This is a genomic window from Pseudomonas sp. Con_6 (genome assembly GCF_059379395.1).
Genome location: NZ_CM182011.1, coordinates 1150664 through 1174782 on the forward strand (window position 1 = coordinate 1150664; position 24119 = coordinate 1174782).

The following is a 24119-nucleotide window of genomic DNA, read 5'->3' on the forward strand; positions in this document are numbered from 1 at the left end:
CGGCCCTTCGCGAGCGGTCCCATAGCACCGAGGTACCCATGAAAAAACTCAAATCCCTGCTGGCCACCTCGCTCCTGGCCCTGTCCCTCAACACCCAGGCCAGCCAGCCCATCCACTTTGGCGACATCACCTGGGAAAGCGGCAGCCTGATCACCGAGCTGCTGCGCACCATCGTCGAGAAGGGCTACGGCTACCCCACCGACACCCTGCCAGGCAGCACCGTCAGCCTCGAAGCCGCCCTGGCCAAGAACGATATCCAGGTCATCGGCGAAGAATGGGCCGGGCGCAGCCCGGCCTGGATCAAGGCCGAAGCCGAGGGCAAGGTGTTCGGCCTCGGCGACACCGTGAAGGGCGCCACCGAAGGCTGGTGGGTGCCGGAATTCGTGATCAAGGGTGACCCCGAGCGCGGCATCGCGCCCCTGGCTCCCGAGCTGAAATCCGTGACCGACTTGCCGCGCTACGCCAAGGTCTTCCAGGACCCGGAATCCCCCGACAAGGGCCGCTTCCTCAACAGCCCCACCGGCTGGACCTCAGAGATCGTCAACAGTCAGAAACTCAAGGCCTACGGCCTGAACGACAGCTTCGTCAACTTCCGCACCGGCTCCGGCGCGGCGCTGGATGCCGAGGTGTCGACCTCGATCCGCCGCGGCAAGCCGGTGCTGTTCTACTACTGGTCGCCGACCCCGCTGTTGGGGCGCTACAAACTGGTGAAACTGGAGGAACCGCCGTTCGATGCCGAGGCCTGGAAGACCCTGTCCAACCCTAAGGAGCCCAACCCGCGGGGCACCCGCTCAATGCCAGCGCGTCTGGCAATCGGTGTGTCGGCACCGTTCCATGCGCAGTACCCGGAGCTGGTGGAATTCTTCGGCAAGGTCGACCTGCCCATCGACCTGCTCAACCAGACCCTCGGCCAGATGAGTGAGAAGCGCCTGCAGCCGCGCGCCGTGGCCCGGGCCTTCCTGCGTGAGCATCCAGCGGTGTGGCAGGCCTGGGTGCCGGCGCAGGTCGCGGCGAAAGTCAGCGGGAGCCTGTGATGAGCGAAGTGACCATGGCACCGATCCATATCGATTTTCTCAACGGGCTGGACATCGCTGAACTGAACCTGGACAACCACGAGATCCTCACCGCCGTCGAAGCCGGCCTGGCCTTGCAGGGGCAGGGGGCGGCGGTGATCGAGCCGCGTACCCACCTGGTGCCCGGTGGCACCGTCAACGGCCACTTCAATGTGCTGCGCGGCGTGCTCGGTGGCGATATCGGCCGCGCCGGGGTCAAGGTGGTCGGCGACTTCGTCGACAATTACCGCCAGGGCCTGCCCTCGGAACTGGCCATCCTTAACTTGATGGACCCGGCCACCGGCGTGCCCCAGGCGATCCTCGACGCCTCGGCGATCACCGACATGCGCACCGGTGCGCTCACCGCCCTCGGTGCCCGTCACCTGGCCAATCCGCGCAGCAGGGTGCTCGGGCATATTGGCGCGCGAGGCACGGCGTACTGGAACGTGCGGCTACTCGACCATCTGTACGACTTCGACGAGATCCGCGTGCATTCGCGCCGCACGGAAAGCCGCGAAGCCTTCGCCGAGCGCCTGCGTCGTGATCTGGGCAAGCCGGTGGTGGTCACCGAGGACTGGGAAAGCACAGTGCGTGATGCCGATATCGTCGTCGAGGCCTCGCGCCTGGAGCGCCCCCAGCCGCTGTTGCGCACCGAGTGGATCAAGCCCGGCGCCTTCGTCGTGCCCTACGGCACCATGAGCGCGGTGGAACTGTCGCTGACCGACATCATGGACAAGCTGGTGGTAGACGACTGGGGCCAGTGCAAGGGCGGACAGTTTGGTTCGCTGCGGGCCCATGTCGAGGCCGGCAAGCTGAGCGAGCAGACCTTGCATGCCGAGCTGGGGCAGATCGTCGCCGGGTTGAAGCCGGGGCGCGAGCATCCGGGGGAAACCATCCTGTTCTGGCACCGCGGCCTGAGCCTCAGCGATATCGCCCTTGGCCATGCGCTGCTGGCCAAGGCCCGGCGCCTGGGGATCGGCCAGCGGCTGCGGTTCGCATGAGCCGCCTGGAGCTGGGCTCAGACGGTTTCGGATTGGAGCAATTGCTGGCGGTGGCGGATGAGGCCGCGCCGCTGGGTTTCAGCCACGCGGCGCGGGAGGCCATTGCCGGCGGACATCGCCTGTTGCTCGACCTCGTCGCCGCCGGCGCGCCCATCTATGGGGTCACTACCGGGCTTGGCGCGGCGGTGGACCAGGTGCTGGACGATGGCACCTTCCAGCAGCGCATCGCCGCCGGGCGTGCGGTTGGCGTCGGCCGTCTGGCCTCGCGGCGCGAAGTGCGCGCGATCATCTGCGCGAGACTGTCCGGGCTGGCCCAGGGGCGCTCCGGGGTTTCCCCGGATAGCGCCGAAGCGTTGCTGGCGCTGCTCGACCACGGCATCCACCCGGAGGTGCCCTTGCTCGGCTCGCTGGGGGAAAGCGACCTGGCGCCGCTGGCCCATGTGACCCTGGCCTTGCAGGGGCAGGGCTGGGTCGAGTATCGCGGCGAGCGCCTGACAGCGGCCGAAGCGCTGCGCTGCGCTGGCCTGCAACCCCTGGTGCCGCGGGACAAGGACGGGCTGGCGCTGGTGTCGGCCAACGCCGCGAGCATCGGCTTGGGTGCGCTGTTGGTCGCCGGGGTGGAGCGCCTGCTGCAGCGGCAGTTGGCGGTGCTGGCGTTGTCCTGCGAGGGCTATCGCGCCAGCCTCGTGCCATTCCAGCCGTGGGCCGCGCGCCTGCGTCCGGCGCCTGGGCAGGCCGAGGCGTCGGCTGATCTGTTGGAACTGCTGGCCGGCAGCGACCTGCTCGCTCCGGAACAAGCCCGACGCTTGCAGGACCCCTTGAGCTTTCGCTGCGCCACGGTGGTGCTGGGCGCGGCACGGCAGGCCTGGCGGCAGGCCCGCGAGGTACTGGAGATCGAACTGGGCAGCGGCGCGGACAATCCGGCGTTGATTGGGGAGAGTCGCCAGGTGCTGGTCACCGCCAACTTCGACAGTACGCACCTGGCGTTAGCGTTCGAGGGGCTGGGGCTGGCCTTGAGTCGGCTGGCGGTGGCCAGTGCCGAGCGTATGGCCAAGCTGTTGTCGCCGACTTCCAGCGAACTGTCGCGCGGACTGACTACGCGGCCCGGGCGGGTCGGGCTGATCGCGTTGCAGCGCACTGCGGCGGCGCTGGTGGCGGAGATCGTGCACCTGGCCAATCCCTTGCCGGCGCTCAGCGTGCCGGTAGCGGACCGGGTCGAGGATTATGCCGGGCAGGCGCTGGCGGTGGTGGAGAAGACCGCGACGCTGGTGCAGCGGGTGGAATGGCTGGTGCGGATCGAGGTGGTGATCGCGGCGCAGGCGGTCGATCTGCGCGGGGAACTGCGGTTGGGGGAGGGAGTGGCCGAGGTGTACCGGCAGGTGCGGCGACGAGTTGGGTTTGTCGATGAGGATCGGGGAATCGATGTCAGCGGGGAGTTCTGGGGAGATTGAACCGGCCTCGTCGCGGGCAACGCCCGCTCCCACAAGGACCGCGTGCGCCGCAAAACCTGTGGGAGCGGGCGCTTAGCGATGAGCGCTGCTGCTCCAGCGGCTGGCGCTTGAACTCCGCTCGGTCATCGCCGCCAGCACCTCCATCGCACTGTGTCCCCGCTCGATGGCGATGCCGAACCAGACGCTGTCGATCAACCGCTCCAGGCGTTTCGGATCATTGCGCTGGGCCGGGCTGATCAGGCGTTTGGCGACGATGGCGCCATCGTCATCGGACAGGGTCAGCATGATGCTGCCGTCGAGACGCTCGATGCTCAGGTTGACCCGGTACTGCGCCGAGAACGCGGCGCTGATCTGCTGAAAGGGATTGTGCATGACGCGTACACCTTGCAATGACAGTCATCGATTGACTGGGTGGAGAAGGAGGTAGTTCAGATCCATAGCAAGGTGCGGGCCTGATCATCGACGGGCGGTCAGGCGGCGCCCACCAGCACCGGACACCCCACCTGATCGATCACCTTCGAGCTGATCGACGGATCCAGCATCCGCCCCAACCGCGACAGATGCCGGTGCCCCATCACGATCAACTCGCACTCCAGCTCCCGCGCCTTGTCGACGATTGCCTCCACCGGCTCCTTGGCCACCATGCCCCCCATGCAATCCTCGAAACCGCTGTCGCGCAGCGCCCACACCGCCTCCGCCACAGCACGCTCGGCCTGTTGCTGCTCGTCGCAGGCCGCCGGGTACTCCGTCAGCTCGCCACGGGTATAAGGCGCCGTGTGGTCATGCACGGCGAAGCTGCTGTCGATCGCCAGCAGCACATGCAACTGGTGCTCCCGTGGTCGGCAATAACGGCGCACCAGATCGAGCAGGGCAGTGCAGGACGGGGAGGCATCGATGGCGATGAGGACCGGGCGGGACATGGCAACTCCTGGGAAGACAACGAGAACAGGGCATTCTCGACCCATCGCCGTGCCCTGATAAATGGCCTGATATGCACTGGAATGTTGCGCCAGACGCAATCCGCCGAGCTGCTAAGATCGCGTTTCCATCATTTGCCAACTGGAACCCGGCCATGCCACTCCCGGACATGAACCTTCTGGTCGCCCTCGATGCCCTGCTCGACGAAGGCAGCGTGGTCGGCGCTGCCCAGCGTATGAACCTGAGCCCGGCGGCGATGAGCCGGACCCTTAGCCGCATCCGTGAAGCCCTTGGCGACCCGATCCTGGTCCGCGCCGGTCGCGGCCTGGTGCCCACACCCCGGGCCCTGGCCCTGCAGGAGCAGGTGCGGACCCTGGTGGAGCAGGCGGGTCAGGTGTTTCGCGGCGGCGACGAGGTAGACCTGAGCAGCCTCGACCGCGCCTTCAACATCCGCACCAATGACCTGTTCATCGCCCTGTATGGCGCCCGCCTGCTCAGCCTGCTGCATGAGCAGGCGCCGCGCATCGTGCTGCGCTTCGTGCCGGAAAGCGGTGGCGGCGACGACGACACCGTGCTGCGCGACGGGCGCACCGACCTGGTCCTCAGTTCCAGCATCGACCTTGGCCCTGAGATCAAGGTACAGAGCCTGTTCAACACGGTGTTCATCGGTCTGGCGCGACAGGACCATCCGATCTTCGATGGTGAGATCACCCCCGAGACTTTCGCCGCCTATCCGCAGATCAGCGTGTCGCGGCGCGGCCGGGCCAATGGCCCGATCGATGTCGAACTGGCCAACTACAAGGTGCAGCGGCGGGTGGCACTGGTCACGCCGAGCTTCTATTCGGCGATGTTCTCGTTGCCGGCCTCGGACCTGATCCTGCCGATGCCGGCGAATATCCTCAACAGCGTGCGCCGCCTCGGCCTGCCGCTGCGCTCTTTCGAGATTCCGTTGCCGATGGAGCGGGTCACGGTGATGCAGGCGTGGCACCCACGCTTCGACAACGATCCGTCCCACCGCTGGCTGCGCCAGACTGTGAAAACCTGCTGTGAAGTCGATCCATGACGGGTCGATTGCGTCTGGTGCAACAGTAAGCTGCCAATAAGTCAGTTTTCGTCAGCATTCAAGGTTTTTAGACTTCTCCAGGTCAATTTGTTGCTGGAGATTTCTGATGACATCCCTGTCCGTGCCCCTTGCTGCGCCCGCTGCCGTTCCTGCGGCAGCCGCCCCCGCGCAGCCGGCGTTCGGTCTGCGGGTGGTGGTCGGGTTGTTCGGTGTGTTGCTGGCGGTATTGTGCGCCGGGCTCAACGAAATGGTGACCAAGGTGTCGCTGGCCGATATCCGCGGCGCCATGGGCATCGGCGCCGACGAAGGTGCCTGGCTGGTGGCGGTGTACGCCGCCGCCTCGGTATCGGCCATGGCCTTTTCACCGTGGCTGGCGACCACCTTTTCCCTGCGCCGCTTCACCCTGTCCGCCATCGGCCTGTTCGCCGTACTCGGGCTGGTCCAGCCCTATGCCCCGGACCTGCACAGCCTGATGCTGCTGCGCATCCTGCAGGGCCTGGCCTCCGGCGCACTGCCGCCGATGCTGATGAGCGTGGCCCTGCGTTTTTTGCCGCCGGGGATCAAGGTCTACGGCCTGGCCTGCTATGCCCTCACCGCCACCTTCGGTCCCAACCTTGGCACACCGCTGGCCGGCCTGTGGACTGAATACGTCGGCTGGCAGTGGTCGTTCTGGCAGATCATCGTGCCGTCACTGCTGGCGATGTTCTGCGTCGGCTGGGGTCTGCCCCAGGACCCGCTGCGCCTGGAGCGCTTCCGCCAGCTGGACTGGCGCGGCGTACTGCTTGGCCTGCCGGCGATCAGTTCGTTGGTACTCGGCCTCACCTTGGGTGATCGCTGGGGCTGGTTCGATTCGCCGCTGATCTGCTGGCTGCTCGGCGGTGGCCTGGTGTTGCTGGTGCTGTTCATGTTCAACGAGTGGTCCGAGCCGCTGCCCTTTTTCCAGTTGCGCATGCTCGGCCGACGCAACCTCAGCTTCGCGCTGGTGACCCTGGCCGGGGTGCTGATCGTGCTCTCGGCGGCAATCAGCATTCCGTCGGCGTACCTGGCGCAGATCCAGGGCTATCGCCCGGCGCAGACCAGCCCGCTGATGCTGCTGGTGGCGATGCCGCAACTCATCTCGCTGCCGCTGGTGGCGGCGCTGTGCAACATCCGCGCGGTGGACTGCCGTTGGGTTCTGGCCTGCGGTCTGGGCATGTTGGCGCTGGCCTGTTTCGGCGGCACCTTGCTGACCTCCGAGTGGATCCGCGACAACTTCTACGTCCTGCAACTGCTGCATGTGTTCGGCCAGCCGATGGCGGTGCTGCCGCTGCTGATGCTGTCCACCAACGGCATGACCCCGCAGGAAGGCCCGTTCGCCTCGGCCTGGTTCAACACGGTCAAGGGCCTTGCCGCCGTGATCGCCAGCGGCCTGCTGGATGCCCTCGGCACCCTGCGTCGGCATTTCCACTCCACCCACCTGGCCGACAGCCTGGGCAACGCGCCGTTGATCGACGACAGCGCCGCCGGCCTGGCCCGGCGCATTCATGAACAGGCCCTGGTACTGACCTCGGCCGACCTCTACCTGGTCACGGCGTGCATTGCCGTGGCGCTGATCTGCCTGATTCCTTTCGTGCCTACCCGGGTCTACCCACCGCGCGCGGTGGCCTGAGCCCGGAAGAATTCGAGACTTGCCAAGATGACCAACACACGCAAGAACATCCTCATCGGCTCGGCCCTCGCCATTGCCGTCCTCGCCGCCATCGCCGGCCCGCACCTGCTCGGCAACGACCATCGGCAAAGCACCAACGACGCCTACGTCAGTGCCGACTACACGGTGGTTGCGCCGAAGGTGGCCGGATTCATCAAGCAAGTGCTGGTCGAAGACAACCAGCAAGTGCAGGCCGGGCAGTTGCTGGCCACCCTCGACGACCGCGACTACCAGGCTGCGCTGGATGCGGCCCAGGCCCAGTTGCTGGTGGGTCGTGCGCAGAGCGCCGATGCCCGCGCCACCCTGGAACGCCAGGCCGCGCTGATCGCCCAGGCCGAGGCGGCGGTGAAGGCGGCGCAGGCCGAAGCGGCCTTCGCCGACCATGAAGTGACCCGCTACAGCCGTCTCGCCGAGCAGGGCGCCGGTACCGTGCAGAACGCCCAGCAGGCGCGCAGCGGCGTCGATCAGGCTCGCGCGCGGCTGTCCAACGCCCAGGCCGCGCTGCTGGCGACGCGCAAGCAGGTGGATATCCTCCAAGCCCAGGTCGCCAGCGCTGACGGCCAGCTCAAGCGCGCCGAGGCGGGGCTGGAGAAGGCCAACCTGGACCTGTCCTACACCCGCATCGTCGCCCCGGTGGACGGCATGGTCGGCGAGCGTGCACTGCGCGTCGGTGCCTACGTCAACCCGGGCGCGCGGCTGCTCTCGGTGGTGCCGCTGAGCCGTGCCTATGTGGTCGGCAACTTCCAGGAAACCCAGTTGACCCACGTGCAACCCGGGCAAGCGGTGAACATCAGCGTCGACACCTTCTCCGGCGAGACCCTGCGCGGTCATGTCGAGAGCATCGCCCCGGCCACCGGGGTGACCTTCGCCGCGGTCAAGCCGGACAACGCCACCGGCAACTTCACCAAGGTGGTCCAGCGCATCCCGGTGAAGATCGTCTTCGACGCCGACCAGCCGCTGCTCGAACGCCTGCGCGTGGGCATGTCGGTGGAAGCGACCATCGACACCCGGGGCGATGTCCTGGCCGGCAAGGAGGTCACCGCACGATGAACAGCCTGTTTCGCCTGAGCCCGCTGCTGCTTGGCCTGGTCCTGGCCGGCTGCACCCTGGGCCCGGACTTCCAGCGGCCCGACAGCCAGGCGCCGCAACAGTGGGCCGCGCTGCAGGGCGAGGCCGCACCGAGCCAGCCCCAGGCCGAGCCGCTGGAGTTGCGCTGGTGGGAGAGTTTTCATGACGCCCGTCTCAGCGCCCTGATCCAGCGAGTCGCCGACAACAACCTCGACCTGCGCATGGCCAGTGCCCGGCTGGCGCAAAGTCGCGCCCTGCGCAGCAGCATCGCCTCCGAGCAATCGCCGTCGGTGGATATGAACGCCGGCTACAGCCGCGCGCGCAACAGCGCCGACGGCCTCAGCGACCCGTCGGGCAAGAGCGGCAAGGCGGCGTACAACCTGTGGCAGGGCGATCTGGTCGCTGGCTGGGAGCTGGACCTCTGGGGCCGGGTGCGGCGTCAGGTGGAGGCCGCCGACGCCAGCGTCGAAGTGGCCGAGAACGACCGTCGCGGCGTGGTGCTCGCGCTGCTGGCGGAAACCGCTGGCGACTACATCCAGTTGCGCGCGGTGCAGCACACCCTGGCGGTGACCCGCGACAACCTCAAGGTCGCGCAGCACAGCCTGAAGCTCTCCAACGACCGCCAGGCCCAAGGAGTCGCTACCCGCCTCGACGTGGCCCAGGCCAGTGCCCAAGTGGCCTCGATCGAGGCGCGCCTGCCAACGCTCGAGGCGCGTGAGGCCGATCTGATCAACGCTTTGAGCCTGCTCGCTGCTGAGCCGCCGCGCAGCTTGCAGGCGAAACTGTTGCCGAGCGCCGACCTGCCGGCGCCGCAACAGCGCTTCGCCATTGGCCTGCCGTCGGAGCTGGCCGAACGGCGTCCGGATATCCGCCAGGCCGAGGCGCGCCTGCATGCCGCCACGGCCAGCATCGGCGTGGCCAAGGCCGACTTCTATCCGAGCATCCGCCTGTCCGGCAACTTCGGTTTCCAGGCCATGCAGCTCAGCGATTTCGGCGCTTGGGATTCCCGTCGTTTCGCCATTGGTCCACAGGTGTCGCTGCCGATCTTCGAGGGAGGGCGCCTGAGTGGCGTGCTCGAACTGCGCGAGGCCCAGCAGCAGGAAGCGGCGATGAATTATCGCCAGGTGGTGCTGCGCGCCTGGCATGAAATCGATGATGTGCTACGCCTGTACAACGCCAGTCAGTTGCGTCGTGACCACCTGGCCGAGGCCGTGCAGCAGAACCGCATCGCCCTGGAGACCGCGCAGCGCCAATACGTCGAAGGTGCGGTGGACTTCCTCAACGTGCTCAGCGTGCAGGCTGCGCTGCTGGCAAGCGAGGAACAGTGGATCGACAGCTCGGCGGCGGTATCCCAGGCGCTGGTGGGGTTGTACAAGGCACTGGGCGGGGGCTGGCAAGCCTTCGACCTTGCTGACACAGCGCAACTGGCCAAGCACCACTGAACCGCAGCTCCCACAGTGACCGAGTCGCTCTTTTGAACTGCATTCTCCCAGGAGACCTCTTCATGCACATTTCCCTGAACGGCAAACGCGCCATCGTCAGTGGTTCCACCGCCGGTATCGGTCTGGCCATCGCCATCGGCCTGGCCGAGGCGGGGGCCGAGGTGGTGCTCAACGGGCGCACCCAGGCGCGGGTCAACCAGGCGTTCACGCAGGTTCGCGAGCGCGTGCCGGCAGCGCGGCTTATCGGTGTTGCCGCCGACCTCGGCACCGCCGAAGGTGCCCGCCAGTTGTTCGAGCAGGTGCCGCAAACCGACATCCTGGTCAACAACCTGGGGATCTTCGAGCCCAAGGGCTTCTTCGAGATCAGCGACGAGGAATGGCAGCGCTTCTTCGACGTCAACGTGCTGAGCGCGGTGCGCCTGTCGCGGCATTACGCGCAGGGTATGAAGGAGCGCGACTGGGGACGGGTGCTGTTCCTTTCCAGCGAGTCGGCGTTGCAGATCCCCACCGAGATGATTCATTACGGCACCACCAAGACCGCGCTGCTTGCGGTGTCCCGTGGTCTGGCGGAAACCCTGGCCGGTACCGGGGTGACGGTGAACGCCGTGCTACCGGGGCCGACCCGCTCTGAAGGGGTGGGGGATTTCTTCGGCGAGATGGCCAAGGCCCAGGGCGTGTCGACGACGGAACTGGAAGCCAGCTTCATTGCCGAACACCGCCCCAGCTCGATCATCCAGCGCCTGGCGACGGTGGAGGAGGTGGCCAACCTGGTGGTGTACCTGGCCTCGCGCCAGGCCAGTGCGACCACCGGGGCGGCGATGCGAGTGGATGGTGGGGTGGTGCGGTCGATCGCGTGAATCCTGTAGGGCCTCATCGCGGGCAACGCCCGCTCCCACAGGTATCTTGTGCACCGCCGATACTTGTGGGAGCGGGCGTTGCCCGCGATGAGGCCCGAGAGACCACTACAGTTGCCGGTCCAGCCCGAATTTCTTCTTCAACACCTTCTGCAGCAACCCGCTCGGCAACCAGTTGGCCAACAGCGGCAGCGCCCGGCTGCCATTGCCCAACCTGACCAACCCCGGCACCGGCGACTTGCCCACCGCCTGCAATACTCCTCGGGCAAACTCGCTGGCCGGTGTCGGCCTGTCCTGCGACGCCCGCGCCCGCGCCCGGATGTTCTCTCGCAGCGGCCACCACGGCGAATCAGGCTTCAGTAACTGTTCCGCCTGATGCCCGGCATTGCTGGCGAAACTCGACTGGATCGCCCCCGGCTGCACTTCCATCACCCGCACGCCGAACGGCGCCAGTTCCAGACGCAGGGCGTCGCTCAGGGCATGCACCGCCGCCTTCGACGCGCAATAGGCCCCGGCGAATGGCGTCACCAGCACCCCGGATACACTGCCGATGTTCACCACCACCCCCCGGCTGCGACGCAGCGCGCCGAACAGCGCCCGTGTCACGCCGACCACGGCGAAGACATTGGTCTCGAACTGCTGGCGCAGCGCCTCGACTCCGCCATCCAGCAGCGGTCCCATGGCGCCGTAGCCGGCATTGTTGATCAACACGTCGAGGCCGCCATGCTCGCGTTCGATGGCGTCGGCCAGTAGCAGCAGCGCATGCCCGTCATTGACGTCCAGCTTCCAGGTGCGAAAACCCGCGGCCTCCAGCTGTACCACATCCTCGGCGCGACGTGCGGTGGCCCACACGGTGTAGCCGGCGTCACGAAAGGTGTCGGCCAGGGCGCGGCCAATGCCGCTGGAACATCCGGTGATCAGGGCGACAGGCATGAACGCAGTCCTTCGAATGCTGGGGGAAGCTGCGATCATAGCCCGGATTCTCCGACCTTCAACGTCCCGCGCATTTGCGAAACAGGTTGAGGAGTCCGCCTGGCTTGCGCGGTATCACCGCGCGCTGGGGTACCGGTAATGGCTGGGCAGCGCGCGGCGGCCGGGACGTCTGCCGCCGGACCGGGGTTGCCGCTGCCGTTGCCTGTTCGGCGCGACGCCGATGGACCTCATCGAGACTCAAGCCCTCGTCCGCCATGGCGAAGAGCACGTTGAGCACGGGGTTGTCCTGGTGCTCCTGGCGGGCGCTATCCCAAAGCCCTTGCTCCTTCAGGTAGCCGATCAGCTTCGTCTTGTCGGTGCGCAAGCGGCTGACCAGGTCGGCGTACTGTTCGGGGCCGTTCACGCCGACCAGTCGTGCCTGGCTGGCGAACCCGGTGGATTCGGCAACCGGCACGTAGCTCAGGTTGCTGGCGCCGGGTGCAAGCTCTTCCAACAGGGTGTTCACCTCTCCGACCGCTGCCGGTGGCTTGTAATGCCCCGAGTGATTGCTGAAGAGGATCTGCCCATTGTTGCCGCGCTGGATCAGTCCGGCGAACAGCGGCAGGCCCATGCCGGGCTGGATGCCCATGTGCTGGTGGTAGGTGTTGGTGAACAGCCGCAGCGCGTTATCGCTGGCGCGGAACAAGGCTACCGCGCTGCCTTCGTCGGACAGTGACCATTGCGCCGGTTCGCTGCGCAGCGGGTCCATGCCTCGGGTATAGACGTTGCGCGAAGGTACGAAGCCCTGGCTGCCAGTGTCCCACAGCAGTTCCTCGTACCAGCCGCTGCCGATCGACTCACTGGCCGGATCGAGGACATCCACCAGCAGGATATCCAGCGGAATCTTCACCGTGCCCTGGCGATCGCCGAAGCCGAGCGGGCTGTTGCCGACCATTTGGTAGCGGTTGAGACCGTCGGCGCTGCCGGCAGGATCGGGATTGATCCAGCGTTGCAGCCACGGCGCGTAGTAACGCAGGCCATAGTAGTAGAGGCCACTGGCATCGCGTTCCTTGCCGGCGTAGCGGCGCCACTTGCAGCGCGCCTGGTTGCTGCTCGCCGCCGCCCACCAGGCTGTGCCGCCGAAGGGATAGTGGATTTCCTGGCTGAGCAGGACGGCGTGCGCGTCGACTTCCAGGCTGTGCGAGCCCAGGTGATCGCGCAGCGGGTAGCGCTGCTGATCGTTGTCGATCCGCTCCGGCAGCCCCTGCTCCCAGTGCAGCACCTGCGCCACCCCGCAGAGCATGACTTGCAGGCGTTCGCTGCTCGCCTCGTCGCAGCGCAGTTCCAGGCCAGGCAGGTAGCGCACTTCGGCCTGCAGGCTGCGTGCCGCGACCAGATGCTGGTGCACCTTGCGCAGACGCTGGCCGGCGCTGTCGTAGACATAGCGCTCCTGGTCGTGCGGCGCGAGCTGGCGAACCACCAGGCTGATGCGTTCGAGTTGCTGGCGCAGGTTCCAGTGCAGTTCCTGGCCGGGGAGCAGCCTGAGCAGGTTGCCCGCCCCATCGAACGCGTTGTCGACGTCATTGCGCCGGGTGTCCAGCGGTAAAGCGCGATTGCTCCCGGGGGCGACCTGCATCTTGCGGGTGTAACCGTGGCTGCCGACATGGCGCAGGAGCAACAGGTTGCCCGCGGCATCATAGTCGTAGTGCTGGCGGTAGTTGCTTTGTCGCGCCGGGTCGGCGGGCAGCGGTTGCAGCGGCGGCAGATCTGGGCCGGGGAGGGCGTCGGCCAGTTCATGGCCGCTGGCTTCGACCAGTTGGTAGAGGCTGTCGTAGCGGTAGGTGCAGCGCGGTTCGACACGCTGGTTGGCGAAGTGACGGACGGGCATGGCCTCGTCGACCAGCTCGACCAGGTTGCCACAGGGGTCATGCTGGTAGTGCAGGTCTTGCAACGCCGGCTGCCCCGGAACGCCGTGCTGCAGGCGCAGCAAGCGGCCATTGGCCGGGTCGCGGGTGTAGCGGCTGAGCACGCCATTGCCGGCGGTCTGCTGCTCGACCTGCCCCCAGGCGTCGTAGATGACATGGCTGAGCAGTTGCGTGGGCGTGCTGCTTCCGGCCAGGCGCAGGGCTATCGGCCCGGGTCGGGCGCCGAGGGTGTGGCCGAAGAGTGTCTGGTTGCCCCGCGCATCGGTGCGCGAGATCAACTGGCCGGTTGCGTCGTGCTGCTCGGCGGTGGTGAAGCCTTCGCCGTCTTCCAGTAACGCATCGCGCTCGGCAACTGCAACTGGCCAGTCCACCGGATCGAGTGCCTGGAGGAAATGCCGGGTCTGCCGGCTGAGCGCACCGCCCAGCGAGTAGCCGTGCAGATGCAGGGTGCCGCCGGGGTCGTCGTGGCGCAGCAGGCGGCCACACTGGTTGCGGGCAGCGAACTCGGGATCGGCACCGGCATAGGCGAAGCGCTCGCTGATGTGTTCGCTGCCTTGGGCTGCGGTTTCACCTGTTTCCAGGGGGCGCAGCAGGTCGTCATGGCGCAGGTGCCGGCGGGTGCCGCGGCTGTCCCAGGTCAGCACGGGCAGGCTGGTTTCTGCCGGCAGTCGCAGGCTCCAGCCGGCATCCACGCTGTCGCTGAACAGCACCTGGCCCGACAGGCCGTGCACCTGCTGCAGGTTGGCTGTGCTGCCCTGGGCCCACAGGCGCGGGTCCCAACTGGCCTGGTGGTGACCGGCGGCAGTGTGCTGATGGCGTTCGATGCGTGCTTGCGGCATCTGCTCGCTGCTCGCCCGGCAGTAACCGACCGTGCGCAGCGGCAGGCCGCGAGGCTCGACCACGGCGAGGGTCGGCGTGTGGCTGTGAGGCGACGCGGCAGTGCGCAAGTCAATACAACCGCTTCAGCGCCCTGTCGATCTCCTCGCAACGCGTGACGTGCAGGGTCGTGGGCAGGTGGTTACTCGGCAGCAGCACCTGTGCCGGGGCGTCGATCTGCCAATCCTGCAACAGGCGTTTGAGGGCCTTGGCGTCGGCTGGGGTCCGGTAATCGTCGAGGTCGAGTTCGTAGAAAACGAACTGGGGCAGCCTGGCTGCCAGGTGCCGGACATGGGTGAACAGGCTCGAGGGATGCGGTGCGCTGGAGCAGCCGACCAGCATCAGGCCGGGCTTGCCGCGCTCATCGGTGGTCAGCAGGGTTTCCACGGAATCGACGGTATCGAGGTGTCTTACGTCCATGGGTCCTTCCTTTGCGGCAGGCTGTGCATGAACGCTATTCAACACCTGGGCGGTATTTGTCGAAACTGACAAAAATGCTAGTCGGCGAAACTGCCCTGTAGATGTTCGGCACGAAACTCCAGGGTTTGCGGACGGTAGCCAGGGCGTAGTGGCGGCAGCGGCAGGCAGTCGCTCCAGTCGGCGCCGGCCTGGAGTTCGCCGGGGCCGCGGTAGCGTGGTGCGGCGTAGGTGTTCTCGGCCAGGTTGACGGTATCGCCGGGGGCATAGGCGGCGACGCGCCAGCGCAGTTCCACCAGTGGCACGTCGTTGCCGTTGTTCATCCGCACCCGTAGCGGGCGTCCGGCAGGGCATTCCTGCGGCACGTAGTCCAGGCGCAACTCCAGGCGCGCCAACTGGCGTGCCTCGCGGTTGTCCAGCCAGACCACCCAGGCCCCGACCATGACCAGCCCGAGCAGCGCCGCCAGCGACACCGGCAGGGCCTTGGCCGGGTAGCGCAGGAGCAGGACCAGCCAGGTGAGGATGAGCAGGATGCCGATGATCATGTGCGTGGTCCCCGGGAAAACGATTCCCTGATCCTAGCGGCTCGGTGGGGGACCTGTCATTTCTGCCAGCTGTGGCGGCGCGGGTTTGCGGTTATGCTGCAGCGATCGAAGACCAGCGCAAGGATTCCCGGCATGTCCCTCGCCGTCCATGCATTGACGCCTGTCCTGGCGGTTCGCGATGCTCGGGGGCTGGCGCTGCGCGAGGTGAATTACTGTCGTCGTGCGTCCGCCGATCCGCTGCAGTCGCGCATTCAAGGCAACCAGTACGATACCGCTGGACGCCTGCAGGCGTGCCGCGATCCGCGCCTGTGGATGCTGCATGAACAGGAGGCCGCTACTCCCGCCAACCTGAGCCAGGTGCATTCCCTGTCGGGCCGGGTCGTGTGGCGCGAGAGCGTGGACTCGGGAAGTGTTTGCAGCCTGTTCGGCGAGGCGGGACAGGTGGTGCGGGCCGAGGATGGCAGGGGCATTTGCCGCGAGTTCGACTACGACGCGATGCTGCGGCCCGTTGCCCTGCATGAGCAGGCCAACGGCCAACCGCGCGCCTGTCGCGAGCGTTTTGGCTACGCCGATGCGGCCCTTGAGCACGCTGCGCAGAATGCCTGCGGGCGCCTGTTGCGCCACGACGACACGGCGGGAACCCGGGAATTTCGGGGTTACGCACTGAATGGTGAAGTCCGTGCCGAGGACCGCCGTTTCAGCCGCGACGCGCAATCGCCGGACTGGCCGGTGCCGATCGCGGAGCGTGACCTGTTGCTTGAGCCTGATGCTGCGGCGGTTCTCTACTGCCATGGCCCGCTCGGCGAGGTGCTGGAGCAGACCGATGCCAGCGGCAATCGGCAGTCGCTCGGCCTGACCCTGGCCGGTGAGCTGCACAAAGTGCAGGTGCAGCTCAAGGACGGTAGTCACCACTTGCTGCTGGCGGCTGCCCGCTACAACGCCCTCGGCCAGATGGAAGAGGAAACCCTGGGCAATGGCCTGCGCCTGCAGCGTCGTTATCGCGAGGAAGACGGCCGCCTGTTGCACCTTGCTGCCCGGCGTAGCAACGGCGACCCGCTGCAGGACCTGCACTACGACTACGACCCGGCGGGCAATGTGTTGTCCATCGAAGACCGGGCCATGCCGGTGCGCTATTTCGCCAACCAGCAGGTCGAACCGCGTTGCGAGTACGGCTACGACAGCCTTTATCAATTGATCGAGGCGAAAGGCTGGGAAGCCGGTGCGGCCAGCCAGGGACCGGGTTCGCTACTTGATCCCGGAGCGGTGAGCAATTACCGGCAAAGCTATGAATACGATGCCGGGGGCAACCTCCTCAAGCTGGTGCATGCCGGCGCCCAGACCCACGGTCGCACGCTGGTCGCGGCAAGGCATTCCAATCGCTGCCTGCCGGCGAATGAAGACTTCGAGAAAGGCTTCGATGCCAACGGCAATCTGCTGCGCCTGCAACCCGGTCAGGACCTGTTGTGGAACCCGCGCAATGAGTTGCGGGAAGTCCGGCCCGTGATCCGGGAGGGCGCGGCTGATGATTGGGAACGCTATATCTACGATGCTGCGGGCCAGCGTGTGCGCAAGCTGGCGTCGAGGCAGGGGGCGAACCGGACTCACAGCCGCGAAACCCGCTATCTGCCCGGACTGGACCAGCACAGCGACAGCGCCACCGGCGAGCGTTTCGAGGTGATCGTCCTGCAGAGTGGCACCTGTAGCGTGCGGATCCTGCACTGGCTGGCAGGACGTCCCGATGAGGTGGCACAGGATCAGGTGCGCTACGCCCTTGGCGATCATCTCGGCTCCAGTTGCCTGGAACTCGATGGTGAGGCGGCGCTGATCAGCCACGAGGTGTTTCATCCCTTCGGCAGCACGGCATGGTGGGCCGCTCGCAGTGGGGTTGAGGCGAGCTACAAGAGCGTTCGTTACTCGGGAAAGGAACGCGATGCGACCGGACTCTACTACTATGGTGCACGGTATTGCCGCACGGACTGGCAGCGCTGGTTGAGTCCTGACCCGGCGGGAGCGGTGGATGGTTTGAACCTGTACCGTTTTGTGCGGAACTCGCCGATGGGATGGGTTGATATCCAGGGACACAATGCTTTTCCATTTGCGGCCATCGAGTCCAGCGAGGTCCGGGCCAAAGCCAGCGAAGGGCGCTTCATGGCAGCCCAGGCAAGCGCTCGAAGGGAAGCTTCGAACGATATTTCGGTTATCAACGATTGGGTCGTTTCGCTGATTCCGACAATCGATTTTCAATCCATGACGCTTTTCGATAACCGTCTGAACAACAGTCTTTACAAGGCATCGTCGACAGTTGAAGGCGTCGACTTCGTCGTCAAGAAAATGCACTCCCCCGAGCGCGCTCAACGCGAGGAGCTGGCCTACAGGGTCAGCGAGGTGCTGGGCTTTCATGTGGTGCCCCCGGCCAAGGCCAGGGCCAAGTCGCTGGTTCAGCAAATGGTGCCGAATATCAAGGGCGCCGGGCACAGCGAGCGCAAGCTCTCGGCTCGGGACAAGCTGTTCTACTTCCTGATCAACGAGTTCGACGATAACTCGGGGAACCAGCTATGGGACGAGTCGGGTGATGTGCAACTGATTGACCATGAGGCCGCGTTCAGTACCCGTGACAATGGGGTCTACAATCTGTCCACCGTTGATCTGGCCAGCGTATTCGATCAGCGCAGTTGGGAGCGGTTCAAGGCTATCGGGCCTGCCGAGTGGAAGAGCGTCCTGGGGGGCGACATGCCGAAGATTGGCAAAGGCGAGGCCAAGGCGTTCATGGCACGAATCAATGACACGAGGAAGGCGGTGCAGAAAGGTATCGACCGGGGTGACTTGAAGTTTGGCCAGAAACGCGGCCTGTTGAGCAAAGTCCTGGGTAAAAAGGTGGCATAAGAACTACCTCACCAGCCCGTCGCGGAGCTGGTGAGGTGGTTCAGCGTCTTACTGCGCGATGGTCTTGATCGACACGCCACGCTCGATCGGCGTCGAGCGCCCGTAGATATCCTCGAAGCGCTCGATATCGTCCTCGCCCAGGTAGCTGCCGGACTGCACCTCGATGATCTCCAGCGGGATCTTGCCCGGGTTGCGCAGGCGGTGGATCGAGGCGATCGGGATGTAGGTGGACTGGTTCTCGGTGAGCAGGAACACGTTCTCGTCACAGGTCACTTCGGCGGTGCCGGAGACCACGATCCAGTGCTCGGCACGGTGGTGGTGCATCTGCAGCGACAGGCTGGCGCCGGGCTTGACCGTGATGTGCTTGACCTGGAAGCGTCCGCCCATGTCCACCGAGTCATAGGAGCCCCACGGTCGGTACACCTCGCAGTGGTTCTGGGTCTCGCTGCGGCCCTGGGCGTCGAGGGTGTTGACCAGTTGCTTGACCCCCTGAACCTTGTCCTTGTGGGCGATCATCATGGCGTCCTTGGTCTCGACCACGACGATGTTCTCAAGGCCGATCACCGAGACGAGCTTGCCGTTGCCGTGGATCATGCAGTTGTGGCTGTCTTGCACCACCACGTCGCCCTTGGTGACGTTGCCGTTGTCATCCTTGGGATGCACGTCCCACAGCGACGACCAGCAACCGACATCGCTCCAGCCTGCGGACAGCGGCACCACGCAGGCGCGCTGGGTCTTTTCCATCACCGCGTAGTCGATGGAGTTGTCCGGGCAGCAGGCGAAGGTGGCTTCGTCGATGCTCAGGCTGTCGCCGTCTTCCTGGCTGCGCTCCAGGGTCAGCAAGCAGGTGTCGTAGATGTCCGGGTCGTGCTTCTTCAGTTCTTCGAGGAAACGGCTGGCGCGGAACAGGAACATGCCGCTGTTCCAGAAATACCCGCCGGCCTGGACGAACTCGCGGGCACGTTTTTCATCGGGCTTCTCGACGAACTGGGCGACCCGGCTGACGCCCTCGGGCAGCAGCGCGTCCTGGCTGGAACGGATGTAGCCGTAGCCGGTTTCCGGCTTGGTCGCCGGGATGCCGAACAGCACCATCTCGCCGCGCTCGGCGGCGATGGTGGCCAGGGCCAGGGCGCGTTGCAGGGCTTTCTGGTCGTCGATCACGTGGTCGGCCGGCAGCACCAGCATCAGCTCGTCGCGGCCTTCGTTGACCAGCTTCATGGCGCTCAGGGCCACCGCCGGCGCGGTGTTGCGGCCGAAGGGCTCCATCAGGATCGCCTGGGTCTCCAGCTTCAGGGTGCTCAACTGCTCGTTGACGATGAAGCGGTGGTCCTTGTTGCACACCACGATGGGGGTGTCCATGCCGTCGAACACCAGGCGCGACAGGGTCTGCTGGAACAGCGTGTGCTCACCGGTGAGGGCGAGGAACTGCTTGGGGAATTGCTTGCGCGACAGTGGCCACAGACGGGAACCGTTACCACCGGACAGGATGACTGGAATCATGATCGTTCTCCAAATAACTGTAGGTAAGGTGGATCAACGGGTCGCCACTGGGCGCTTGACCCAGACTGGCGAAAGGTTGCTGCCGGAACCGGTGACGTAGAGCACTGCCGCTTCACCGCGTTCGAGGGCGACGGGTTTCACGTCGCTGACTTTCTTGTCGCCTTCATAAAGGGCCAGGCTGACTTTCACCGGGTTGATCTCGCGTTCGCCGCGGCCGCTGGCGGCTACCGGCTTGACCACTTCGGTCTTGCCATCGGCGGTTTTCAGGGTCAGGGCCTGGTCGCTGAGGTTCTGCACCCGCACCAGGGATTTCTGCTTGTTGCGAAACGGCGGCTCTTCCACCAGCTGGGCCTTGCCGTCGGCGTGGTTGACCAGGGTGTAGTAGTGATCGGCGGCGAGCTTCACCGGCAGGGTCTGGCTGCCCACCTTGGCGCTGTAGTCGCCTTGGGGCATGAAGCTGAAGTCGCTGCTGGACTGGGCGCCGACCTGGTTGATCGGGGTGTTGCCGACGCTGGCGGCGACCGGTGCGCCGGAGGCGTTGTACAGGCGCACGAAGGTCGAGCCCTTCGGCGCGCTCGGGCCGTAGAGCGCGGCGTCGGCACCGGCCCAGGCCTGCAGCGAGGCGAGGGTGAGGCCGGCGGCCAGGGCGCAGGCTTTGGCGATGCGGTGCTTGGAAGTGTGCAAGGTCATGTGCGTTTCCTCTTCAGTGTTCCGTCCGATGGGACGACAGGGCCAGCTCTTGATTGGCAGTACGGGGTTGTTTCAGTTGCGCGATCCACTGTGGGTCGAAGCCGCTGAGATCGTTCTTGATTGGCAGATAACGCTCGGGGAATTCCCACACCAGCAACTGGGGCGGGTTGTTCTTGAATTCGTCGCTTTGCAGGTACTTGAGCATTGGCAGGATCGGGCCGTGGCCGTCCTCGGCGTAATTGGCGACATCGCTGTGCAGCGCTTGCTGCAGGGCGCCGAGGAAGTTCCAGTTGGGGTTGGCGCTGTAGCTGGTGCCGACCAGGGCCACGGGGATCTGCTTGTCGCCGAACAGCGCAGCGTCGCCTTCGCCCGCGTCCTGCGCCGGGCGGGTTCTGCGTTGTTGCAGCTGGTCCGGTGCCGGCATCAGGTTGCTGAATAGCGGGTCCAGCGGCAGGAAGTTGGTCAGGTCGCCCTTGTGTTCCTTCTCACCGGTCTTCTCGGTGATGAAGGTCTGTGGCTCGCCGCTGAGCAGGGTCTGTCGGGCCACGGCGTCGGCCAGTTGCCGGGCGGCGACTTCGGCGCCCATCGGCGTCCAGTGGCTGTCGGTACGCAGGAATACCTGGCCGCGGGACTTGGCGGCCTGCAACGGGCCGAACAGGTCGGGGGCGAAGATGTTGGCCTGGCGGGCCTGGGCGTGGAAGGCGTTGTACAGGTCATCGTGCAGGCTGGCCGGAGCCTGCTCGCCGATGTACTCGGGATAGACCCGGGCCTTGGCCGGGACGATGGCCAATACCAGTTCCACGCCCTTTTCGCGCAGGGTGTCGCGCACGCCACGAAGCAGGGCGAGGTTTTCCGCCTCGCTGGCCTCGGCATGCACGGCGGGCTTGAATTCCTCGTCGCTGAACAGCCACTGCTCACGGCCGAGGACCACGCCCGGGCGACCTTCGTTGAACAGCTTGAAGTCCAGCGCCGCCCACAGGTTGGTTCCGATGCGCTTGAGCGGGAAGTGCTCGTCGTAGTGGGTCTCGGTGGCCTTGGCCAGCTTGCCATCGAGCAGGCTCATCTGTGCCGTGCGCTGGAACCCGGCGAAGCCGCCGAGGGACCACAGGCCCAGCGCCGTGAGGAGGGCGAGGAACAGCAGCGAGTAGAAGATGCGAAGTGATCGGGTCATGGTCGGCTCGCTCAGAACTGGAAGTAGAGGAAGGGCGAGTAGCTCTGCGCCGAGAGCTTGAGGATCGAGGCCACGAACAGCAGCAGCACCAGCACGCGGGTGGCGTACAGGCTCCAGTCCAGGCCGACGCTGCCGTCGTGGTGCACCACTACCGGGCTGGCCTTGGCCGTCGGCCTGGCATTGCGGTAGAAGTCGCGCAGGCCGAACCAGGCCAGGGTGACGTAGGCCAGGATCAGGGTGGCGACCTGCAGGCCGGTGAGGCTGGCGCGGTTGAGCTCGGAAAGGTTCCAGTCACCGAGGCTGAACATGGCGGCGTACATGCGTCCGGCCACGTGCAGGTTTTCGGCGCGGAAGATCACCCAGCCGATCACTACCAGCAGGAAGGTGAACGCCCACTTGACCGGGTTGAAGCGCTGCGGGTTGGTGTCGATGCCCAGCGCCCGTTCGATGGCCAGCCAGATGCCGTGCCAGGCGCCCCAGAGGATGTAGGTGAAGTTGGCGCCGTGCCACAGGCCGCCCAGGAGCATGGTCAGAAACAGGTTGCGGTAAGTGGCGAAGGTGCCGCCGCGGTTGCCGCCCAGGGTGATGTACAGGTAGTCGCGCAGCCAGGTCGACAGGCTGATGTGCCAGCGTCGCCAGAACTCGGTGATCGACTGGCTGATGTAGGGCTGCTTGAAGTTCTCCATGAAGCGGAAGCCCATCATCAGGCCCAGGCCGATGGCCATGTCGCTGTAGCCGGAGAAGTCGAAGTACAGCTGCGCGGTGTAGGCCAGGGCGCCGAGCCAGGCGTCGCCCGTGGTGGGGTTTTCCAGGGCGAAGCAGTGGTCGGCGACCACCGCCAGGGTGTCGGCGATGAACACCTTCTTGATGAAGCCCTGCATGAAGCGGGTGCAGCCTTCGGCGAACTTGTCGACGGTGTGGGTGCGGTGGTTGAACTGGTCGGCCAGGTCCTTGAAACGCAGCACGGGGCCGGCGATCAGGTGCGGGAAGATTGCGACGAAGGCGGCGAAGTCGATCAGGTTGCGCGTGGCCGGGGTGTCGCCGCGGTACACGTCGATGATGTAGCTGATGGACTCGAAGATGTAGAACGAGATGCCGATCGGCAGCAGCACGTGGGTGAGGATGAAGGGTTCGAGACCGAAGGAGGTCATGATTGCGTTGATGCTGTCGACGCCGAAGTTGGCGTACTTGAAGTAGCCGAGGATGCACAGGTCGACGGCCACGCCCAGCAGCAGCCAGCGCTGGGCCGGCCTGGTGCGCACGCCGGCGGCGCCGACTTTCAGGCCGATCCAGTAGTTCCACAGGGTGACCCCGGCGAACAGGGCGAGGAAGTCCACCCGCCACCAGGCGTAGAACAGGTAGCTGGCCAGCAGCAACAGCAGGTTGCGGTAGCGTTGCCCGCTCAGGTAGTACAGGCCGAGGAAGGTCGGCAGGAACAGGAACAGGAACACGTTGGACGAGAAGACCATCCCGGTTCTCCTTGGTGGTCAGCTACGGGGCAACAGCGCCCCCCAAACCCCCCAGCCATGTGGATGGGGGAAATCGATGAATCAATGCCGCGTTGTCGCCTCTACTTGTGTTCCGCCTGCGGGTCATAGATCCGCGTCACATCGCCACCCAGGCGGAAGCTGTTAAACGGCTGCATGCCGTGCCGGCGCTGCTGCACCTCGGCATTGCACTGGTACAGGCTGCACCACGGCTCCAGCCAGGCGTACTTGCTGTCGACCTTGAGGTCGTCCATGTCCTGCTTCTCGCCGTTGCGATTCTTGAACTGCGCCGGATCCCTGGCCCCACTGAGCACCCGATCCCCCAGGCGCTTCAGCGCACCATGGTTCTCGTCCCGCAGGTCGACGCCATTGACCTGGGCGAAACTGGCGATCATCGCCAGCGGCGGCAGGGCGTAGTTGTGGTAGGCGAGGGCGCGTTGCTTGCGCTTGAGTTCGTTGGGCAAAAAGCCCTGCTCGTCGACCTGGTTGGCGGCCACGCGGTACTCCTTCAGCGACCAGTCGAACAGGTCGCGCCGGTCGGTCACCACTGCGGTCGACATCACCGACCAGGCGGCCCAGTAGCTGTGGTTGTTGATCTTCTCCAGCGGCAGGTCGTTCCAGTCGCGGACCACCTGGTCGGCAAGGCGCCCGAACCATTTTTCGATTTCCTCGGCCTGGGCCTGGTGCGCCGCCAGCGGCCGGGCATTGGAGAACTTCAGGCGCAGCCACGAGCCGCTGAGGCTGCCCAGCGCCCATTTGCGCATGGACTTGCCGGTGTGGTTGAAGTCGGTCGACAACAACGCATCGGCCCGCGCCCAGGTGTCGAGCCAGGTCAGCGCGCAGTCCAGTTGCGCCGGACGGCCATCGCGCATGTACTGGGTGACCAGCTTGGTGACACCGCGCTCCAACGTGGTGATGTCCTTGGTCGAATCGCGGAACGCCTGCTCCGAGTCACGGTTGAGCGTGGCGCGAGCCTTGTCCGAGCCCTCGTACTTGCTGCGGAACTGCAGGCTGCCGGTGAACGGCTTGGGCACGGCTTCGCAGGTGAAGTCGCCGTCGCCGGTCTTCTGTTTCTCGATGCCGGCGTAGTAGCCCGGCGGCGGGACCAGCGCGGCCATGGCCTGCCCGGAAAGGGCAAGCAGCACGGCGCTGGCAAGCATGCTGAGTCTGTTCATGG

The 24119-nt window shown here is 65.8% G+C and carries 20 protein-coding genes; 9 read left to right on the top strand and 11 right to left on the bottom strand.

The window, feature by feature from the left end:
* Positions 1-38 precede the first annotated feature (38 nt).
* From AC5QPF_RS05290 to AC5QPF_RS05300, 3 genes are read left to right on the top strand one after another with little or no spacing between them, the layout of a single operon-like run.
* Positions 39-1034, top strand: a complete 996-nt coding sequence (locus tag AC5QPF_RS05290; protein ID WP_494962314.1) for a glycine betaine ABC transporter substrate-binding protein — start codon at positions 39-41, stop codon at positions 1032-1034.
* Positions 1034-2053, top strand: a complete 1020-nt coding sequence (locus AC5QPF_RS05295) for an ornithine cyclodeaminase family protein (protein WP_494962315.1) — start codon at positions 1034-1036, stop codon at positions 2051-2053. Before AC5QPF_RS05290 ends, AC5QPF_RS05295 begins: the two co-directional genes overlap by 1 nt.
* On the top strand, positions 2050-3504 hold the full coding sequence (locus AC5QPF_RS05300; protein WP_494962316.1) for an aromatic amino acid lyase: 1455 nt from the start codon (positions 2050-2052) through the stop codon (positions 3502-3504). Before AC5QPF_RS05295 ends, AC5QPF_RS05300 begins: the two co-directional genes overlap by 4 nt.
* 72 nt (positions 3505-3576) lie before the next feature.
* Here AC5QPF_RS05300 and AC5QPF_RS05305 read toward each other — a convergent pair whose 3' ends face one another.
* Both AC5QPF_RS05305 and AC5QPF_RS05310 read right to left on the bottom strand, forming a co-directional pair.
* Positions 3577-3876: a DUF3509 domain-containing protein gene (locus AC5QPF_RS05305; protein ID WP_494962317.1), complete on the bottom strand. Its 300-nt coding sequence runs from the start codon at positions 3874-3876 to the stop codon at positions 3577-3579.
* A 98-nt stretch (positions 3877-3974) separates the two neighbouring features.
* Positions 3975-4424 carry a universal stress protein gene (locus AC5QPF_RS05310; RefSeq protein WP_494962318.1) on the bottom strand — a complete coding sequence of 150 codons (450 nt, stop codon included), beginning with the start codon at positions 4422-4424 and terminating at the stop codon, positions 3975-3977.
* A gap of 152 nt (positions 4425-4576) precedes the next feature.
* Between AC5QPF_RS05310 and AC5QPF_RS05315 the strand changes: the two genes are divergently transcribed.
* The 5 genes from AC5QPF_RS05315 to AC5QPF_RS05335 all read left to right on the top strand — a co-directional run bounded on the left by AC5QPF_RS05315 (position 4577) and on the right by AC5QPF_RS05335 (position 10539).
* Positions 4577-5485: a LysR family transcriptional regulator gene (locus tag AC5QPF_RS05315; RefSeq protein ID WP_330076171.1), complete on the top strand. Its 909-nt coding sequence runs from the start codon at positions 4577-4579 to the stop codon at positions 5483-5485.
* Between the two features lie 106 nt (positions 5486-5591).
* Complete coding sequence (locus tag AC5QPF_RS05320) at positions 5592-7133, top strand: MFS transporter (RefSeq protein WP_494962319.1); 1542 nt, start codon at positions 5592-5594, stop codon at positions 7131-7133.
* A gap of 27 nt (positions 7134-7160) precedes the next feature.
* Positions 7161-8222, top strand: coding sequence for an HlyD family secretion protein (locus AC5QPF_RS05325; RefSeq protein WP_494962320.1), 1062 nt, complete (start codon positions 7161-7163; stop codon positions 8220-8222).
* Positions 8219-9682, top strand: a complete 1464-nt coding sequence (locus AC5QPF_RS05330) for an efflux transporter outer membrane subunit (protein WP_494962321.1) — start codon at positions 8219-8221, stop codon at positions 9680-9682. Before AC5QPF_RS05325 ends, AC5QPF_RS05330 begins: the two co-directional genes overlap by 4 nt.
* Before the next feature lie 62 nt (positions 9683-9744).
* Positions 9745-10539, top strand: coding sequence for an SDR family oxidoreductase (locus AC5QPF_RS05335; RefSeq protein WP_494962322.1), 795 nt, complete (start codon positions 9745-9747; stop codon positions 10537-10539).
* Between the two features lie 105 nt (positions 10540-10644).
* On the opposite strand, the gene AC5QPF_RS05340 is transcribed toward AC5QPF_RS05335, so the two are convergent.
* The 4 genes from AC5QPF_RS05340 to AC5QPF_RS05355 form a co-directional block, all read right to left on the bottom strand.
* Positions 10645-11469, bottom strand: coding sequence for an SDR family oxidoreductase (locus AC5QPF_RS05340; RefSeq protein WP_494962323.1), 825 nt, complete (start codon positions 11467-11469; stop codon positions 10645-10647).
* A 58-nt stretch (positions 11470-11527) separates the two neighbouring features.
* Positions 11528-14320, bottom strand: coding sequence for an RHS repeat-associated core domain-containing protein (locus AC5QPF_RS05345; protein WP_494962324.1), 2793 nt, complete (start codon positions 14318-14320; stop codon positions 11528-11530).
* 1 nt (position 14321) lies between these two features.
* Positions 14322-14669, bottom strand: coding sequence for a hypothetical protein (locus tag AC5QPF_RS05350; protein ID WP_494962325.1), 348 nt, complete (start codon positions 14667-14669; stop codon positions 14322-14324).
* A gap of 77 nt (positions 14670-14746) precedes the next feature.
* Positions 14747-15211, bottom strand: a complete 465-nt coding sequence (locus tag AC5QPF_RS05355; protein WP_494962326.1) for a multidrug transporter — start codon at positions 15209-15211, stop codon at positions 14747-14749.
* Here AC5QPF_RS05355 and AC5QPF_RS05360 point away from each other — a divergent pair, their 5' ends adjacent.
* Positions 15212-18094, top strand: a complete 2883-nt coding sequence (locus tag AC5QPF_RS05360; RefSeq protein WP_494962327.1) for an RHS repeat-associated core domain-containing protein — start codon at positions 15212-15214, stop codon at positions 18092-18094.
* A gap of 48 nt (positions 18095-18142) precedes the next feature.
* On the opposite strand, the gene AC5QPF_RS05365 is transcribed toward AC5QPF_RS05360, so the two are convergent.
* From AC5QPF_RS05365 to AC5QPF_RS05385, 5 genes are all read right to left on the bottom strand, one after another.
* Positions 18143-19594: a mannose-1-phosphate guanylyltransferase/mannose-6-phosphate isomerase gene (locus AC5QPF_RS05365; protein WP_494962328.1), complete on the bottom strand. Its 1452-nt coding sequence runs from the start codon at positions 19592-19594 to the stop codon at positions 18143-18145.
* Positions 19595-19627: 33 nt separating this feature from the next.
* Positions 19628-20284, bottom strand: coding sequence for an alginate O-acetyltransferase AlgF (locus AC5QPF_RS05370; protein ID WP_494962329.1), 657 nt, complete (start codon positions 20282-20284; stop codon positions 19628-19630).
* A gap of 13 nt (positions 20285-20297) precedes the next feature.
* Positions 20298-21455: an alginate O-acetyltransferase AlgX-related protein gene (locus AC5QPF_RS05375; protein ID WP_494962330.1), complete on the bottom strand. Its 1158-nt coding sequence runs from the start codon at positions 21453-21455 to the stop codon at positions 20298-20300.
* 11 nt (positions 21456-21466) lie between these two features.
* On the bottom strand, positions 21467-22924 hold the full coding sequence (locus AC5QPF_RS05380; protein WP_494962331.1) for an MBOAT family O-acyltransferase: 1458 nt from the start codon (positions 22922-22924) through the stop codon (positions 21467-21469).
* A gap of 101 nt (positions 22925-23025) precedes the next feature.
* Complete coding sequence (locus tag AC5QPF_RS05385; RefSeq protein ID WP_494962332.1) at positions 23026-24117, bottom strand: mannuronate-specific alginate lyase; 1092 nt, start codon at positions 24115-24117, stop codon at positions 23026-23028.
* Positions 24118-24119 lie beyond the last annotated feature (2 nt).

Coding starts and splice junctions, on each gene's coding strand:
- AC5QPF_RS05290 (WP_494962314.1), top strand. CDS start 39: ATGAAAAAACTCAAATCCCTGCTGGCCACCTCGCTCCTGGCCCTGTCC.
- AC5QPF_RS05295 (WP_494962315.1), top strand. CDS start 1,034: ATGAGCGAAGTGACCATGGCACCGATCCATATCGATTTTCTCAACGGG.
- AC5QPF_RS05300 (WP_494962316.1), top strand. CDS start 2,050: ATGAGCCGCCTGGAGCTGGGCTCAGACGGTTTCGGATTGGAGCAATTG.
- AC5QPF_RS05305 (WP_494962317.1), bottom strand. CDS start 3,876: ATGCACAATCCCTTTCAGCAGATCAGCGCCGCGTTCTCGGCGCAGTAC.
- AC5QPF_RS05310 (WP_494962318.1), bottom strand. CDS start 4,424: ATGTCCCGCCCGGTCCTCATCGCCATCGATGCCTCCCCGTCCTGCACT.
- AC5QPF_RS05315 (WP_330076171.1), top strand. CDS start 4,577: ATGCCACTCCCGGACATGAACCTTCTGGTCGCCCTCGATGCCCTGCTC.
- AC5QPF_RS05320 (WP_494962319.1), top strand. CDS start 5,592: ATGACATCCCTGTCCGTGCCCCTTGCTGCGCCCGCTGCCGTTCCTGCG.
- AC5QPF_RS05325 (WP_494962320.1), top strand. CDS start 7,161: ATGACCAACACACGCAAGAACATCCTCATCGGCTCGGCCCTCGCCATT.
- AC5QPF_RS05330 (WP_494962321.1), top strand. CDS start 8,219: ATGAACAGCCTGTTTCGCCTGAGCCCGCTGCTGCTTGGCCTGGTCCTG.
- AC5QPF_RS05335 (WP_494962322.1), top strand. CDS start 9,745: ATGCACATTTCCCTGAACGGCAAACGCGCCATCGTCAGTGGTTCCACC.
- AC5QPF_RS05340 (WP_494962323.1), bottom strand. CDS start 11,469: ATGCCTGTCGCCCTGATCACCGGATGTTCCAGCGGCATTGGCCGCGCC.
- AC5QPF_RS05350 (WP_494962325.1), bottom strand. CDS start 14,669: ATGGACGTAAGACACCTCGATACCGTCGATTCCGTGGAAACCCTGCTG.
- AC5QPF_RS05355 (WP_494962326.1), bottom strand. CDS start 15,211: ATGATCATCGGCATCCTGCTCATCCTCACCTGGCTGGTCCTGCTCCTG.
- AC5QPF_RS05365 (WP_494962328.1), bottom strand. CDS start 19,594: ATGATTCCAGTCATCCTGTCCGGTGGTAACGGTTCCCGTCTGTGGCCA.
- AC5QPF_RS05370 (WP_494962329.1), bottom strand. CDS start 20,284: ATGACCTTGCACACTTCCAAGCACCGCATCGCCAAAGCCTGCGCCCTG.
- AC5QPF_RS05375 (WP_494962330.1), bottom strand. CDS start 21,455: ATGACCCGATCACTTCGCATCTTCTACTCGCTGCTGTTCCTCGCCCTC.
- AC5QPF_RS05380 (WP_494962331.1), bottom strand. CDS start 22,924: ATGGTCTTCTCGTCCAACGTGTTCCTGTTCCTGTTCCTGCCGACCTTC.
- AC5QPF_RS05385 (WP_494962332.1), bottom strand. CDS start 24,117: ATGAACAGACTCAGCATGCTTGCCAGCGCCGTGCTGCTTGCCCTTTCC.